13 protein-coding genes, 1 tRNA gene and 1 pseudogene are annotated in these 16,112 nt (G+C 73.8%); 14 read left to right on the top strand and 1 reads right to left on the bottom strand.

What is annotated here, in order from left to right; genetic code table 11:
- The first annotated feature begins 8 nt into the window (after positions 1-8).
- From ACI79E_RS03335 to ACI79E_RS03375, 9 genes are all read left to right on the top strand, one after another.
- On the top strand, positions 9-305 hold the full coding sequence (locus ACI79E_RS03335; RefSeq protein WP_456931120.1) for an antibiotic biosynthesis monooxygenase family protein: 297 nt from the start codon (positions 9-11) through the stop codon (positions 303-305).
- A gap of 153 nt (positions 306-458) precedes the next feature.
- Positions 459-1,862, top strand: coding sequence for a glycine--tRNA ligase (locus ACI79E_RS03340; RefSeq protein ID WP_456931121.1), 1,404 nt, complete (start codon positions 459-461; stop codon positions 1,860-1,862).
- A gap of 139 nt (positions 1,863-2,001) precedes the next feature.
- A complete protein-coding gene (gene dusB / locus ACI79E_RS03345; RefSeq protein WP_456931122.1) occupies positions 2,002-3,159 on the top strand; it encodes a tRNA dihydrouridine synthase DusB in 1,158 nt (385 codons plus the stop codon).
- On the top strand, positions 3,156-3,608 hold the full coding sequence (locus tag ACI79E_RS03350) for a hypothetical protein (RefSeq protein WP_456931123.1): 453 nt from the start codon (positions 3,156-3,158) through the stop codon (positions 3,606-3,608). Before dusB ends, ACI79E_RS03350 begins: the two co-directional genes overlap by 4 nt.
- A 241-nt stretch (positions 3,609-3,849) precedes the next feature.
- Positions 3,850-6,558, top strand: a complete 2,709-nt coding sequence (ppdK, locus tag ACI79E_RS03355) for a pyruvate, phosphate dikinase (protein ID WP_456931124.1) — start codon at positions 3,850-3,852, stop codon at positions 6,556-6,558.
- Positions 6,559-6,625: 67 nt separating this feature from the next.
- Entirely contained in the window at positions 6,626-7,255 is a 630-nt protein-coding gene (locus ACI79E_RS03360) for a YdcF family protein (RefSeq protein ID WP_456931125.1), read from the top strand.
- A gap of 9 nt (positions 7,256-7,264) precedes the next feature.
- On the top strand, positions 7,265-7,774 hold the full coding sequence (locus tag ACI79E_RS03365; RefSeq protein WP_456931126.1) for a hypothetical protein: 510 nt from the start codon (positions 7,265-7,267) through the stop codon (positions 7,772-7,774).
- Entirely contained in the window at positions 7,774-10,605 is a 2,832-nt protein-coding gene (gene dnaG / locus ACI79E_RS03370; protein ID WP_456931127.1) for a DNA primase, read from the top strand. Before ACI79E_RS03365 ends, dnaG begins: the two co-directional genes overlap by 1 nt.
- Positions 10,602-11,183, top strand: coding sequence for a hypothetical protein (locus ACI79E_RS03375; RefSeq protein WP_456931128.1), 582 nt, complete (start codon positions 10,602-10,604; stop codon positions 11,181-11,183). Before dnaG ends, ACI79E_RS03375 begins: the two co-directional genes overlap by 4 nt.
- A gap of 1 nt (position 11,184) precedes the next feature.
- Here the strand turns inward: ACI79E_RS03375 and ACI79E_RS03380 are convergent, their stop codons facing one another.
- On the bottom strand, positions 11,185-11,442 hold the full coding sequence (locus tag ACI79E_RS03380; protein ID WP_456931129.1) for a hypothetical protein: 258 nt from the start codon (positions 11,440-11,442) through the stop codon (positions 11,185-11,187).
- A 137-nt stretch (positions 11,443-11,579) separates the two neighbouring features.
- Between ACI79E_RS03380 and ACI79E_RS03385 the strand changes: the two genes are divergently transcribed.
- The 5 genes and pseudogenes from ACI79E_RS03385 to ACI79E_RS03405 all read left to right on the top strand — a co-directional run bounded on the left by ACI79E_RS03385 (position 11,580) and on the right by ACI79E_RS03405 (position 16,099).
- A tRNA-Asn gene (locus ACI79E_RS03385) sits at positions 11,580-11,652 on the top strand.
- Positions 11,653-11,775: 123 nt separating this feature from the next.
- Entirely contained in the window at positions 11,776-13,173 is a 1,398-nt protein-coding gene (locus ACI79E_RS03390) for a thioredoxin family protein (protein ID WP_456931130.1), read from the top strand.
- A pseudogene (locus tag ACI79E_RS03395) lies at positions 13,170-13,688 on the top strand (UGSC family (seleno)protein). Before ACI79E_RS03390 ends, ACI79E_RS03395 begins: the two are co-directional and overlap by 4 nt.
- 99 nt (positions 13,689-13,787) lie before the next feature.
- Complete coding sequence (locus ACI79E_RS03400; protein WP_456931131.1) at positions 13,788-14,975, top strand: YbfB/YjiJ family MFS transporter; 1,188 nt, start codon at positions 13,788-13,790, stop codon at positions 14,973-14,975.
- A gap of 50 nt (positions 14,976-15,025) precedes the next feature.
- Positions 15,026-16,099: a nitrilase-related carbon-nitrogen hydrolase gene (locus ACI79E_RS03405; protein ID WP_456931132.1), complete on the top strand. Its 1,074-nt coding sequence runs from the start codon at positions 15,026-15,028 to the stop codon at positions 16,097-16,099.
- Positions 16,100-16,112 lie beyond the last annotated feature (13 nt).

The following is a 16,112-nucleotide window of genomic DNA, read 5'->3' on the forward strand; positions in this document are numbered from 1 at the left end:
GGGGCGGCGTGTTCGCGGTGACCCGGCTGCGGGTGTCGGAGGGGGACGCCGGCGCCCTGACCGCCGACGTCGGTGCCCTGCTGGCCGCCTTCGCCGCGCGGCCCGGCTTCCGGGACGGTGAGCTGGGCCGCTGCGCCGACGACCCGGGCCTGTGGGCGCTGGTGACCCGCTGGGACGGCGTCGGCGCCTACCGCCGCGCGCTCTCCGCCGCCGAGGTCAAGATCGCCGGGGCGCCGGTGTGGGTGCACGCCCTGGACGAGCCCGGGGTCTACCTGCCCGGCGAGGACGCCGGCCGCCCGGCCTGACCCGGTCCGCGGGAGCTCGTGCTCTGCCCACCGTGGTGGGCAGAGCACGAGCGTCCGCAGGAGGACACCTCCGGCGGTGCCGGGCGGCTCCGCGCGGGCAACTACCGTGGACGGGTCAACCCGCCGACCGCCAGCCGGATGGAGCCTCTCGCCGTGAGCGACAGCACCGCCAAGCACGACCCCGCCCGCCTCGACAAGGTGGTCAACCTCTGCAAGCGACGGGGCTTCGTGTTCCCGTCGGGCGAGATCTACGGCGGCACCCGCTCCGCCTGGGACTACGGGCCCCTGGGCGTCGAGCTCAAGGAGAACATCAAGAAGCAGTGGTGGCGCACCGTCGTCCAGAGCCGCGACGACATCGTCGGCCTGGACTCCTCGGTGATCCTGCCCCGCCAGACCTGGGTGGCCTCCGGTCACGTCGGCGTCTTCACCGACCCGCTGACGGAGTGCCAGAGCTGCCACAAGCGGTTCCGCGCCGACCACCTCGAGGAGGAGTTCGAGGCGCGCAAGGGCCGGGCGCCGGAGAACGGCCTGGCCGACATCTCCTGCCCGAACTGCGGCACGAAGGGCGCGTGGACCGAGCCGCGCGACTTCAACATGATGCTCAAGACCTACCTCGGCCCGGTCGAGGACGAGTCCGGGCTGCACTACCTGCGCCCGGAGACCGCGCAGGGCATCTTCGTGAACTTCGCCAACGTCATGGGCGCCGCGCGCAAGAAGCCGCCGTTCGGCATCGGGCAGATCGGCAAGTCCTTCCGCAACGAGATCACCCCGGGCAACTTCATCTTCCGCACCCGCGAGTTCGAGCAGATGGAGATGGAGTTCTTCGTCGAGCCGGGCACCGACGAGCAGTGGCACCAGTACTGGATCGACGAGCGCACCCGCTGGTACACCGACCTGGGCATCGACCCGGACAACCTGCGGCACTACGAGCACCCCAAGGAGAAGCTGTCCCACTACTCGACGCGCACCGTCGACATCGAGTACCGCTTCGGCTTCCAGGGCTCGGAGTGGGGTGAGCTCGAGGGCATCGCCAACCGCACCGACTTCGACCTGAAGACGCACTCGGAGCACTCCGGCGCCGACCTCACCTACTTCGACCAGGCCAGCAACACCCGCTGGACGCCGTACGTCATCGAGCCCGCGGCCGGCCTCACCCGCTCGCTCATGGCCTTCCTCATCGAGGCCTACACCGAGGACGAGGCGCCCAACGCCAAGGGCGGCGTGGACACCCGCACCGTCCTGCGGCTGGACCCGCGGCTGGCCCCGGTCAAGGCCGCCGTCCTGCCGCTGTCGCGCAACGCCGACCTCTCGCCCAAGGCGCGCGACCTCGCCGCGACGCTGCGGAAGAGCTGGAACGTCGACTTCGACGACGCCGGCGCGATCGGCCGCCGGTACCGCCGGCAGGACGAGATCGGGACGCCGTTCTGCCTCACCGTCGACTTCGACACCCTCACCGACGACGCGGTGACCGTCCGCGAGCGGGACTCGATGAGCCAGGAGCGGATCGCCCTCGACCAGGTCGAGGGCTACCTCAAGGCCAAGCTGCCGGTCTGCTGAGCCCCGGACCCCGCGCTGGGCGGGTGCGCGGCCGCCCGGTTCCTGCCCCGGGAACCGGGCGGCAGCGCACCAGCCCGCGCCGGTGCCCCGCCCTCACCGGTGGCGCGGGACACGCCGGCCCGCCGCCTACCCTGGGAACGTGACCAGCACGCTCCAGCCGGCGACGGCGCCCCCGCCGCTGCGCCTGGGTGCGCTCACCGTCGACCCCGCGGTGGTGCTCGCGCCGATGGCCGGCATCACCAACCCGGCGTTCCGCACGCTGTGCCGCGAGTTCGGCGCCGGCCTCTACGTCTGCGAGATGATCACCACGCGGGCGCTGGTGGAGCGCAACGAGAAGACGTTGGCCATGGTGCGGGCCACCCCCGACGAGAAGGACGCGTTCTCCGTCCAGCTCTACGGTGTCGACCCCGCGACCGTGGGCCGCGCCGTGGAGATGCTCGTCGACGAGGGCGTGGCCGGCACCCGCCCCGCGCACGTCGACCTGAACTTCGGCTGCCCGGTGCCCAAGGTGACCCGCAAGGGCGGCGGGTCGGCGCTGCCGTGGCGCCGGGTCCTGTTCCGCGACATCGTCCGGGCCGCGGTCGCCGCCGCCGGGGACGTGCCGGTCACCGTCAAGACCCGCATCGGCATCGACGCCGACCACGTCACCTACCTCGACGCCGGCCGGATCGCCCAGGACGAGGGCGCCGCGGCGATCACCCTGCACGGGCGCACCGCCGACCAGCTCTACAGCGGCACCGCCGACTGGGCGCCCATCGCCCGGCTGGTGGAGGCCGTCGACATCCCGGTGCTGGGCAACGGCGACGTCTGGGAGGCCGACGACGCCCTGCGCATGGTCGCCGAGACCGGCTGCGCCGGCGTCGTCATCGGGCGGGGCTGCCTGGGCCGCCCGTGGCTGTTCGGCGACCTGGCCGCGGCCTTCGCCGGGCAGCCGCGACGGGCGCTGCCGACCCTGCGCGAGGTCGCCGCCGTCATGCACCGGCACGCCGCGCTGCTGTCGGAGGAGCAGGGCGAGCTGCACGGCTGCACCGACTTCCGCAAGCACGTCGCCTGGTACCTCAAGGGGTTCTCCGTCGGCTCGGACGTCCGGCGGTCGCTGGCCATGGTCAGCTCCCTCGACGAGCTCGCCGAGCTGCTCGCCGGCATCCCCGACCAGCCGTACCCGACCGCCGTCCTCGGCGGGCCACGCGGGCGGACCAGCCCACCCCGCCCGGTGGCGCTGCCCGAGGGCTGGCTGGCCGACCGTGACGACCCCCGGCCCCCGGCCGGGGCAGAACTGATGGTGAGTGGCGGATGAGCCAGACCGAGGGTCCCTACCTCTACGACGACGGCCCCGAGGCGCTGCACACCGGCACCCCCCGCGGGGCGCGCGGGCTGATCCTGGCCGTCCTCGGCGGCACCGTGCTGGTCGCCGTCGCCATGGCCGTCGGCCTGCCGCTGGTGAAGGGCACCCCCGACGAGCAGGCGCGGCAGGTGACCGGCGTCTTCCTCGACGCGCTGGCCGACGGCGACGTCGAGACCGCCCACCAGCTGCTGTGCGAGGAGGAGCGGGCCCGCGTGCCGGCCGGCGAGGTGGCGGCCGAGTACGCCCCGGCCGGCGACGGCGAGATCACCGGCACCTCCGCGGCCGACGTCGACGGCGCGCCCGTGCAGCGCGTGCAGATCGGCTGGGCCGACGGCAGCACCTCGACGGTGACCGTCATCAGCGAGGACGGCCCGCGGGTGTGCGGGGTCGCCGCCGGCTGACCCGCGCCGGGCCCGCGGGTCCGCCGTCGACGTCCGGAGCCCGCCTCCTCCGGTCGTGTGCCGATCGTCACAGGAGACTGGTGCCCGCCCTCCGCGTGGGCCAGGATCGCCCTCCACGGCCTCGACATGACGTATGAGACGTCTATGTCCGGGGACCGTTGCTCGTCGGGGTGGGAGCACCCTGGCGCGCCACCATCCCGGCACGCGGATCGCAGCCGGCGGACGAGCGCGGAGGTGCACGGTGGGCGGATCGGGGCACACGACCTGGGTCTACGACTTCAGCGAGGGCAACAAGGACCAGAAGGACCTCCTCGGCGGCAAGGGCGCCAACCTGGCCGAGATGACCAACCTCGGGCTGCCGGTGCCACCCGGGTTCACCATCACCACCGACGCCTGCCGCTACTACCTCGAGCACGGCAGCACCCCGCCGGAGCTGGCCGACCAGGTGACCGAGCACCTCACGGCGCTGGAGAAGGCGATGGGCAAGACCCTCGGCGACCCGGCCGACCCGCTGCTGGTGTCGGTGCGCTCCGGGGCGGCGGCGTCCATGCCCGGGATGATGGAGACCGTCCTCAACGTCGGGCTCAACGACGACTCGGTCCGCGGGCTGGCCGCCCAGTCCGGCAGCGAGCGCTTCGCCTGGGACTCCTACCGCCGGCTGATCCAGATGTTCGGCAAGACCGTGCTCGGCATCGACGGCGAGCTGTTCGAGCACGCCCTCGACGAGGTCAAGCGCGAGCAGGGCACCGACTCCGACCTCGACCTGGACGCCGCGCACCTGGAGGACGTCGTCGGCCGGTTCAAGGCGATCGTCGCCGAGCAGTGCGGCCGCGACTTCCCGATGGACCCGCGCGAGCAGCTGGACCTCGCCATCACCGCCGTCTTCGACTCGTGGAACTCCGACCGGGCGATCCTCTACCGCCGCCGCGAGCGCATCCCGAGCGACGCCGGCACCGCCGTCAACGTCTGCTCGATGGTGTTCGGCAACCTCGGCCCCGACTCGGGCACCGGGGTGGCGTTCACCCGCGACCCGTCCAGCGGCGCGCAGGGCGTGTACGGCGACTACCTGCAGAACGCGCAGGGGGAGGACGTCGTCGCGGGCATCCGCAACACCGTGCCGCTGCCGGAGCTGGAGCGGATCGACGAGGGCGCCTACCGCGAGCTCATGGAGATCATGGCCCGCCTGGAGTCGCACTACCGCGACCTGTGCGACATCGAGTTCACCGTCGAGCGCAACAAGTTGTGGATGCTGCAGACCCGCGTGGGCAAGCGGACGGCGGCCGCGGCGTTCGTCATCGCCACCCAGCTGGTCGACGAGGGCCTCATCGACATGGACGAGGCGGTCCGGCGGGTGACCGGCGACCAGCTGGCCCAGCTGATGTTCCCGCGCTTCGTCTCCGGCGGGGACGCCCAGCAGCTCACCCAGGGCATGAACGCCTCCCCGGGCGCAGCCGTCGGCCGGGCGGTCTTCTCCTCGGAGACCGCCGTCGAGTGGGCTGACCGGGGGGAGAAGGTGGTGCTGGTCCGGCGGGAGACCAACCCCGACGACCTCTCCGGGATGATCGCCGCCGAGGGCGTGCTCACCAGCCGGGGCGGCAGGACCTCGCACGCCGCCGTCGTCGCCCGGGGCATGGGCAAGACCTGCGTCTGCGGCGCCGAGGAGCTGCAGGTCGACACCACGGCGCGGCGGTTCACCGCACCGGACGGCACGCAGGTCAGCGAGGGCGACGTCATCTCCATCGACGGCTCCACCGGCCGGGTGTGGCTCGGCGAGGTGCCGGTCGAGCCGTCCTCGGTGGTCCGCTACTTCGAGGGCGAGATCGACCCCGACTCCGCCGACGCCGACGACCTCGTGCGCAGCGTGCACCGGATCCTGACCCACGCCGACGCGCGCCGGCGGATGGACGTGCGCACCAACGCCGACACACCGGAGGACTCCGCCCGCGCGCGGCGCTTCGGCGCGCACGGCACTGGCCTGTGCCGCACCGAGCACATGTTCCTCGGCGACCGCCGGCAGCTGGTGGAGAAGCTGATCCTGGCCGAGGACGACGCGGGCAAGCAGGAGGCCCTCGACGCGCTCGCGCCGCTGCAGAAGCAGGACTTCCTGGAGATCTTCGCGGCGATGGACGGGCTGCCGGTGACCGTCCGCCTGCTCGACCCGCCGCTGCACGAGTTCCTGCCCGACCTGACCGACCTGTCGGTGCGGGTGGCCGTCGCCGAGGCCCAGGGGCACCCCGACGAGGCCAACCTGCGGCTGCTCACCGCCGTCCGCCGGCTGCACGAGCAGAACCCCATGCTCGGGCTGCGCGGCGTCCGGCTGGGGCTGGTCGTCCCCGGCCTGTTCGCGATGCAGGTCCGGGCCATCGCCGAGGCGGCCTGCGAGCGCCGGGCGGCCGGCGGCGACCCGCGACCGGAGATCATGATCCCGCTGGTGGGGGCCGTGCAGGAGCTGGAGGCGATCCGCGAGGAGTCCGAGCAGGTGCTGGCCGCGGTGTTCGAGGAGTGCGGCCTGGAGCTCGACGTCCTCATCGGCACGATGATCGAGGTGCCACGGGCCGCGCTGACCGCCGAGGAGATCGCCCGGTCGGCCGAGTTCTTCTCCTTCGGCACTAACGACCTCACCCAGATGACCTGGGGCTTCTCCCGGGACGACGTCGAGGCGGCGTTCTTCCACGCCTACCTGGACAAGGGGATCTTCGGGGTCTCGCCGTTCGAGTCGCTGGACCGGCCCGGCGTCGGCCGGCTGGTGGAGATCGGCGTCGAGGGCGGGCGCCGGGCCCGGCCGGACCTCAAGCTCGGCGTCTGCGGCGAGCACGGCGGCGACCCCGAGTCGGTGCACTTCTTCCACCAGGTCGGGCTGGACTACGTCTCCTGCTCGCCGTTCCGCGTACCCGTGGCCCGCCTCGAGGCCGGTCGCGCCGCACTGGGGGCCGAGCGCACCGGCTCCTGAACGGGGTGGGCCGACGCACGGTCCCCATCCCCCTCACCCGGACGGCCCCGCGTGGTACCCATGACGCGTGGCGGTGCGTGCGGGGAGCCTGGTGGGCCGGGTGGTCGGCGCCGCCGTCCTGGCGTTCTTCCTGCTCGTCGTCTCCACCGCGACCGCGATCTGGTGGACGGCGCGGCAGGACTCCCGGCCGGCGTCGGACGCGATCGTCGTGCTCGGGTCGGCGCAGTACAACGGGGTCCCGTCGTCGATCTTCGAGGCCCGGCTCGAGCACGCGCTGCGGCTGTACGAGGCCGGCGTCGCCCCGGTGGTCGTGACCGTCGGCGGCCGGGCCGCCGGCGACCAGTTCACCGAGGCCGAGGCCGGCGCCGACTACCTGGCCGACTCCGGCGTCCCCGCCGACGCGCTGCTGCCGGTGCAGGAGGGCGTGGACACGCTGGAGAGCATGCGCGCGGTCGGCGCGGCGTTCGACGAGCGCGGCTGGAGCTCCGCGGTCCTGGTGACCGACCCGTGGCACGCCATGCGGGCCGAGCGGATGGCCGAGGACGCCGGCATCACCGCCGACAGCTCGCCGACCCGGCAGGGCCCGGCGGTGCAGACACGCACCACCCAGTTCCGCTACATCCTGCGTGAGACGGCGGCCTACCTGCTCTACCGCGCGACCGGCGAGAGCGTCGCCGGCGCGCCCGGGATCGGCTGAGGAGTAACCGTGCTGGAACTCGGGAAGGCCGGCTCGGCCGGGGTCGAGAAGGGCGTGCTGCCCGTGCTGCGCGACGGCGTCGTCGTCGCGACGCTGCGGGCCTCGAACTGGAAGGAGGCGGCCACGGCCGTCGTCGGCGACCGCGAGTGGGTGCTCGCCAAGCGCAAGAGGGAACTGACCGGCCGCTGGGCGGCCGACCCCGAGGACGCCGCGCGCCTGCGGGCGCGGCAGACGTCGTTCTGGAAGGGCACCTGGACGGCCGACCTGGAGGGGACGCCGGTGCAGGCCGAGGTGGTGTCCCGCTGGAAGGGCGGGCACCGGTACCGCGTCGACGGCCGGGTCGTCGCCGAGGCCGGGACGACGGGCGGCTGGTCACCGCGCCCGACGCTGACCCCCGACGAGTCGCTGACGCTGGACCACCAGGTCTTCCTGCTGTGGCTCGGCCTGGTGATGGCCCGCCGCGACCAGGCCGCGACGACCGCCGCGGTCACCGGCGGCGCCGTGGCGGGAGGCAGCTGATGGCCGGCCGGGGACGCATCCGGGCCGCGGACATCGCGCTGGTCCGCGAGCGCAGCAAGATCGACGAGATCGTCGGCGAGCACCTGCAGCTCAAGCGCGCCGGGGGCGGCAGCCTCAAGGGGCTGTGCCCGTTCCACGACGAGAAGTCGCCGTCCTTCCACGTCACCCCGTCGAGAAATCTCTACCACTGCCTGGCGGGCGAGACCGGCGTCCTGACCGAGGACGGGGTCGTCCCGATCCGCGAGTTGGCGGGGAGGACGGTCCGGGTCCTCAACGGTGACGGCGGCTGGGTCGAGGCACCGTTCCGGTCGTACGGCGTCCAGCGGCTGATGGCCGTGACGCTGACCCGCAACGGCCGGACCAAGGTCATCCACGCGACCGACGAGCACCGCTGGTTCGTCCCCTCGGGGAGGCTGCGGCAGGACCGGCGGGAGAAGCTCACCAGGGACCTGTTCCCGGGCGACCAGTTGTCGCCGTCGTTCCCGATGAGCCGGGTGCTGAACCCGGCGACGAAGCCCTCACCGTTCGGCATCGCGCGAGGTCTGGTCTACGGGGACGGAACGCGAGCCGGGGCCGGTTCCATCGCCGTCCTGTACGGGGAGAAGGACGGTGAACTCGCGTCCTACTTCGAGGGCTGCCGCTCGTGGTCGGACGAGCGGGGCACGCGGTACTACGGACTGCCGGCCTACTTCAAGGACGAGCGCCCCTCACTCGACGAGGACGCGTCGTACCTGCTCGGCTGGCTGGCCGGCTACTTCGCTGCCGACGGGTGCGTCGCGGAGGACGGCGACGCGGTCCTCAACTCGGCGCGCGCCGACGACCTCGAGTACGTCCGCACGCTGTGCACGCGACTCGGGATCGGTACCTACGGGGTGGCCAAGCAGAACCGCCTCGGCATCGACGGCGTCATGAGCGACATCTACAACGTCCGCTTCATGACCAAGGGACTGCCGGATTCCTTCTTCCTCCTCAGCCAGCACCGTGAGCGGATCCTCGCCAACCGCAAGGAGTACGAGCGCAAGCGGTGGGTCGTCCGGTCGGTCGAGTGGTCGGACCGCGTCGAGGAGGTCTACTGCGCCGAGGTGCCCGGCACCCACGCCTTCACACTCGAGGACAACATCCTCACCGGGAACTGCTTCGGCTGCGGGGTCGGCGGGGACGTCATCTCCTTCATCCAGCAGATCGACCACCTGTCCTTCACCGAGGCCGTCGAGCTGCTGGCCGGGCGGGCCAACGTCGAGCTGCACTACGAGGACGACGGCGGCCGGCCCACCGGGGCGCCGTCGCGGGAGCAGGCCGGGCAGCGGGCGCGGCTGGTCGCGGCGAACACCGCGGCGGCGGCCTTCTACGCCGAGCAGCTGGGCACGCCGGAGGCGGCGCCGGCCCGGCAGTTCCTCGCCGACCGCGGCTTCGACCGGCAGGTGGCGCTGGACTTCGGCTGCGGCTACGCCCCCGGCGGCTGGGACACCCTCACCCGCCACCTGCGCGGCAAGGGCTACACCCAGCAGGAGCTGGTGACCGCGGGGCTGGCCAAGGAGTCCTCCCGCGGCACGCTCATCGACCGGTTCCACCGCCGGCTGGTCTGGCCGATCCGCGACATCACCGGCGACGTCATCGGTTTCGGCGCCCGCAAGCTGATGGACGACGACCAGGGGCCGAAGTACCTCAACACCCCGGAGACCCCGCTCTACAAGAAGAGCACCGTCCTCTACGGCGTCGACCGCGCCAAGCGCGACATCGCCCGCAGGTCCCAGGCGGTCGTGGTCGAGGGCTACACCGACGTGATGGCCTGCCACCTCGCCGGCGTCACCACCGCCGTCGCCTCCTGCGGCACCGCGTTCGGGCCCGAGCACATCGGCGTGCTGCGCCGGCTGCTCATGGACCAGGACGAGTTCCGCGGCGAGGTCATCTACACCTTCGACGGCGACGCGGCCGGGCAGAACGCGGCGATGAAGACCTTCGCCGAGGACCAGCGCTTCGTCGGCCAGACGTTCGTCGCCGTGGAGCCCGACGGCCGCGACCCGTGCGAGCTGCGCCAGGCGCACGGGGACGCCGCCGTGCGGGACCTCGTGGCCCGGCGGACGCCGCTGATCGCCTTCGTCCTCAAGACGACGCTGGCCGGGTACGACCTGGACACCGTCGAGGGCCGGGTGGCGGCGCTGGAGAAGACCGTTCCGCTGGTCGCGCAGATCAAGGACCACGCGCTGCGGCCGGCCTACGCCCGCCAGCTGGCCGGGATGATCGGCAACACCGACGAGGCCGAGGTGCTGGAGCGGGTGCGCCGGCTGACGGGCGAGGGGGCGGCGCCGCAGCGGCCCCGGGGCCCACGGACGCCCAGGCGGTCGCCGGACGACATCGCCGTCGCGGTGGAGCGGGAGGCGGTGAAGACGGCGCTGCAGGTGCCCGAGCTCGCCGGCCCGGCGTTCGACGCGATCCCGGTCGAGGCCTACACCGACCCCGACCACGCGGCGGTGGCCGCGGCGGTCGCCGGCGCCGGGGGAGCGGCGGCCACCCGCGTCACCGGCCCGGCCTGGCTGGACGAGGTCGCCGCGCACTGCACCAGCGAGAGCGCCCGGGCCCAGCTCACCGCGCTCGCCGTCGAGCCGCTGCGCTCGGCGCACGAGGCGGACGCCGCCTACGTGAGCGCGGTGCTCGCCCGGCTGGAGGAGATGCACACGGTGCGGCAGGTGACCGCGCTCAAGGGCCGGCTGCAGCGGATGAACCCGGTGGAGGCCGCCGACGAGTACATGAAGGCGTTCAGCCAGCTCATGGCGCTCGAGCAGCAGGCGATCTCGCTGCGGCAGCGGGCGATGGGCGGGCTGGCCCAGTGACCCTCGTGGACCGCGTGCGGCGGCGGTTCGCCCGGCCGCCGGAGCCGGTCCGCGCCGTGGTGCTGGCCTCCGCCGACACCGACGAGCGGGTGCTCGCCTGGGGCGTGCTGGTGCGCGAGGAGGGCTGGCTGGTCGCGACGTCCCGGGGCCTGCGCCGGGTGCCGGCCGACCTGCCCCTGCCCGAGGCCGGGGGGATCGGCGTCCTCCCGTGGCACGAGGTCGCCTCGGCCCGGTGGACGGCGACCGGTGACGGCGGGGGGCGCTTCGAGGTCACCGCGCTCACCGAGGTGGAACCCGGCGTGCAGGCGCGGCTGCCGGTGGAGCGGTACGCGCTCGTCGACGCGGGGGAGCTGCCGGCCGTCGTCCGCCGGCGGGTGGACCAGACGGTGGTCGCCAGCCGCCGGGCGCCGCTGCCCGGCCGGGGCGAGGTCGTCCTGGTCGCCCGGCGGGTGCCTGGTCAGGCCGCCCGCGAGTGGACGGTCGTCTTCGACGACGACGCCGACCGCAGCGACCCGGTCGCGCGGGAGGCCGCGCGGCGGAAGCTGGCCGAGGTCGTCGCCGCCGACCAGGTGGGCTGACTCAGCGCGGCGGGGGCACCGGCCCCGGCGCGGTGGGGCCGGTCGGGCGCTCGGGCCCGCTGTCGCGGCCCATGCGGGCCTTGACCGAGTTGACGACCGCGTCGGCGCGGGCCTGGGCCATGCCGGCCACGCCCTGCAGCTGCGGGTTGTCCTTGGCGTTCGCCCACGCCTTGCGGATCTGCTCGTAACGCTCGCGCCCGGCCTTGGAGCCGAGCACGTACCCGGCACCGAAGCCGGCGAGGAAGGACAGCTTCGCCACGGGGGACCTCCTGCTGACTGGGGAAGCGGGTGATCACCGTAGCCGTGGACGGGTGTGACGCGCGACGCGAAGGCCCCTGCGCGGGGCACCGGACGGCGTCGGGTACTCTCGATCCTGCGCGCGGGTCCGCCCGCCCATCCCCCGTAGCTCAATTGGCAGAGCATGCGACTGTTAATCGCAGGGTTATTGGTTCGAGTCCAATCGGGGGAGCAACGCCGCAGGTCAGCGGCTTCCCGTGGTCGGTGAGCACCCCCGACCACCTGCACCCCCCACGTCCCTCCCGGGCACGGTCAGCCCGCGCAGCACGGGGCTGGGACGGCTAGGGTCGCCTGCGTGCACGTGCCGGACGGCCTGGTCGCGGTCGTGAAGCGGGACTGCCCGACCTGTGTCCTGGTCGAGCCGGTGCTGCGCGAGTTGGGCGCCGCGGTGTGGTGCCAGGACGACCCGGACTGGTTCGACCACGACGACACCGACCTCGAGGTGTCCTACCGGCTGGACGTCGAGACCGTCCCCACCCTGCTGCGGGTCGAGGAGGGGGTGGAGACCGCCCGCGTGGTGGGCTGGAGCCGCGAGCAGTGGGAGGCGCTGACCGGCGTCGCCGGGCTCGGAGCGGACCTGCCCGAGCACCGGCCGGGCTGCGGGTCGCTGTCGGTGGACCCGACCCGGGTCGACGCGCTGGAGGCGCGGTACGGGGCCACCCGGTTGGCCAGCCGCCGGGTGGAGCTGGCCGACCTGGAGGACGAGCACGAGGCGCTGTTCGACCGCGGCTGGACCGACGGCCTGCCGGTCGTGCCCCCGACCCCCGAGCGCGTGCTGCGGATGCTGCGGGGCACGACCCGCGATCCCGGTGAGGTGGTGGCGGTCGTCCCGCCGGACCTGGTCGAGTGCACCGTGGAGAAGGTCGCGGTCAACGCGGTCATGGCCGGCTGCCTGCCCGAGTACCTGCCGGTCGTCCTGGCGGCGCTCGAGGCGGCGTGCGCCGACGAGTTCGCGCTGCACGGCGTGCTCGCCACCACCTACTTCGCGGGGCCGGTCGTCGTCGTCAACGGGCCGGTCGCCGCGCGGATCGGCATGAACAGCGGGGTCAACGCCCTCGGCCAGGGCAACCGGGCCAACGCCACGATCGGTCGGGCGCTGCAGCTGGTGGTGCGCAACGTCGGGGGCGGCCGTCCCGGGGAGGTCGACCGGGCGACCCTGGGCAACCCGGGCAAGGTCACCTTCTGCTTCGCCGAGCGCGAGCACGACAGCCCGTTCGCCCCGCTGGCGGCCGAGCGGGGGGTGCCCGGCAGCGCGGTCACCGTCTTCGCCGGCTCCGGGGTGCAGCCCGTGGTGGACCAGCTCAGCCGGGACCCCGAGTCGCTGGCCCGCACCTTCGCGGCGTGCCTGCGGGTCAACGCCCACCCCAAGCTGGCGATGGGCTTCGACGCGATGCTCGTCGTCTCCCCGGAGCACGGGCGGGTGTTCCGCGAGGCCGGCTGGGACCGGCCCCGGCTGCTGGCCGAGCTGGACGGGTTGCTGCGACTGCCGGCCGGTGAGCTGGTGCGGGGCGCCGGCGGCATGGCCGAGGGCCTGCCGCCCGGCGTCGCCGCGGACGAGCTGCCGAAGTTCCGGCCGGGCGGGCTGCTGGTCGTCTCCGCCGGCGGCGACGCCGGGCTGTTCAGTGCGATCGTCGGTGGTTGGGTGGCCGGGGAGACGGGCAGCGTCCCTGTGACACGGGAGGTACGGGCGTGACGACGGTCCTCGATCCCACCGGTGAACGCCAGGCGCCGGTCCGGGCGCCGCTGCCGCGGCCGTCCTCGCTGCGGGGCCGCACGGTCGGGCTGCTCGACATCAGCAAGGCCCGGGGGGACGTCGTCCTGGACCGGCTCGAGCAGCTGCTCGCCGACGAGGGCGCGACGGTGCGGCGCTACCGCAAGCCGACCTTCGCGCGGACCGCCCCGGTGGACCTGCGGCAGGAGATCACCGAGCAGTGCGAGGTGGTCATCGAGGCCCTGGCCGACTAGGGCTCGTGCACGTCGTGCAGTGTGCACGACATCGCCGACCTCGAGCGCCGGGGCGTGGTCGCGGTCTTCCTCGCCAGCCGGGCGTTCGACGAGGCCGCCCGGCTGCAGGGCGCGGCGCTCGGTTTCCCCGCGCCGTACGTGCTGGTCCCACACCCGGTCCAGGACCGCACGGACGACGAGCTGCGCCGGGTCGCCGAGGAGGCCTTCCCGGCCGTGCTGGCCGCGGTCACCGCGACGGCCTAGCCCGCGCCGACCGACTGCCGAGAGCCCCTGGTGCGACCTCCCCGTGCTCCCGGCGCGGACCGCCGCGGCTCCGCGGTCGGGCCACGGGTCCTCCTCCCGGTGCTGGTGCTGGCCGCCGCCGTGGCCCAGGGCTTCGGGCGCTTCGGATACGCACTCCTGCTGCCGGCCGTCACCGCCGACCTCGTGCACTCCTACGTCGTCGCCGGCCTGCTCGGCACGCTGAACCTCACCGCGTACCTGGCGGGGACGCTCCTGGTCAGCCTCACCGCCGGCCGCATGGCGCCGGCGACCTCGGTGCGCGCGGGTCTGCTGTGCACCACGGCCGGGCTGACGGTCCTCTCCCTCGCGCCGTCGGTGCCGGCCCTGGTGGCGGGCATGGTCCTGGCGGGGTTCGGCGGGGCGCTGATCTGGGTGCCCGCCCCGGGCATCGCCGGGTCCGCCGTCCGCGTGTCGCGCCGGGGCCTGGCCATCGGGATCACCGGCAGCGGGGTGGGCCTCGGGGTGGTGGCGAGCAGTGGTCTCACCGCCCTCGTGCACGCCGTCGGGGACCCGGGTGCGTGGCGCCCGGTGTGGGGCATCCAGGCGGTGCTGGCGGCGCTGGTGGCGGCCGCGGCGCTGCGGTGGCTGCGTCCGCCGGTCGTCCCGGCCGCCGGGCCGGTCCGCATCTCGGCGCTGCGCGCGGTCCCGGGCTGGGTGGGCTCGACCCTCTCCTACGGCGGGTACGGCCTCGCGATCTCGGTCTACATGACCTTCCTGGTCACCGCGTACGAGGACGACGCCGGCTTCGGCACCGGCCACGCCTCCGCGGTGTTCGCGCTGGCGGGGGTGTGCATCGTGTTCGGCGGGGTGGTGGTCGGCCGCTGGTCGGACAGCGTGGGACGGCGGGCGGCCATGACGTGGGCCTACGTGGGGATGACCGTGGCGATCCTGCTGGTCCCGCTCGGCGGCGAGCCCTGGGCCGTCCTCTCCGCGCTCCTGTTCGGCCTGGCGCTGTCCGGGGCCCCGGCCGTGCTGGCCGCCCACCTGGCCGACCGGCTCGACCCCCGGCAGTTCGCCGCCGCCTTCGGCGCCGTCACCCTCGTCTTCGGCGCGGCCCAGCTGGTGGGGCCCCAGCTCGGCGGGTGGATCGCCGACCGGACGGGCAGCTTCACGGCGGCGTTCCTGGTCGCCGCCGCGGCCGCGCTCGTCGCGGCCTGCGCGTCGGCCACCCTGCCCCGGCGGGGCGCTCCCCGGCCCACCCCGGACGGGGGGACGCCGCCGCCGTCGGGCCCGGAGCGGCGTCCCTGACCGGGAGCCGACCCCGTCCTCCGGACGCGTTCCGGTGGAACACTCCCCGCATGCCCGAGCCCTACACGGCCGTGGGCCTCGTCCCCGCGGTGCGCGGCATCCGCACCCGTGCCGACATCGGCCGCAACCTCGAGCACATCGCGCAGCTGTTCAAGGCCGCGTCCTGGCTGTCCAGCCTCGACCTGCCGGTGCGGCTCGTCGCGATCCCCGAGGGCGGCCTGCAGGCGTTCAACGACGAGGTGCTCGACCTGGACCACGTGACCTTCGCCCGGGACTGCGCCATCGACATCCCGGGCCCGGAGACGGAGTTCCTCGGCGAGCTGGCCCGCACCTACGACACCTTCGTCATGGCGCAGGCCAAGGCCCGGCACGAGGCGTTCCCCGACCGGTTCTTCAACGTCGGGTTCGTGCTGGACCGGCAGGGGGAGATCGTCCTCAGGCACCACAAGCTGACCACGCTGTACCCGGTGGAGCACTCGATGACCCCGCACGACGTGTTCGACCGCTGGGTGGAGCTGTACGGCCTGACCCTCGACGCCTTCTTCCCGGTGGCCGACACCGAGATCGGCCGGCTCGGGGTCCTCATGGCGAACGAGGGCTCCTACCCCGAGAACGCCCGCGGGCTGGCCATGAACGGCGCCGAGGTCGTCTACCGGGCGTCCTACCCCCACCCGCACACGGGCAACGAGTTCTTCGAGATCCAGAGCCGGGCGCGCGCCCTGGACAACAACTTCTACGTGGTGGCCCCCAACCTGGCCACCTACCACCTGTACCCGGAGTCGCAGGACGCGATCGACACCTTCGGCGGGCGGTCGATGGTGATCGACTACAAGGGTCGGGTCGTCGGTCAGCACCTGTACGGGGCCGGGTCCTCCTACGTCGCCGGCACCATCGACATCGACGCGCTCCGGCACTTCCGCACCCACGCGCAGTGGGACAACTGGGCCAAGGACCTCCGCACCGAGCTCTACCAGCTGGTCTACCGCGACTCGGTCTACCCGCCGAACCTCTACGCCGACCGGGCGCCGTTCACCCACGCGGAGTTCCGCGAGCAGGTGATCGACAAGCAGATCCAGCTGATGGTGGAGCGCGGCGTGTGGGTGGGCCCGGACCGGCGGGGCTGAGGACAGCCCCGCC

The sequence above is a fragment of the Geodermatophilus sp. SYSU D00079 genome, from assembly GCF_054050635.1.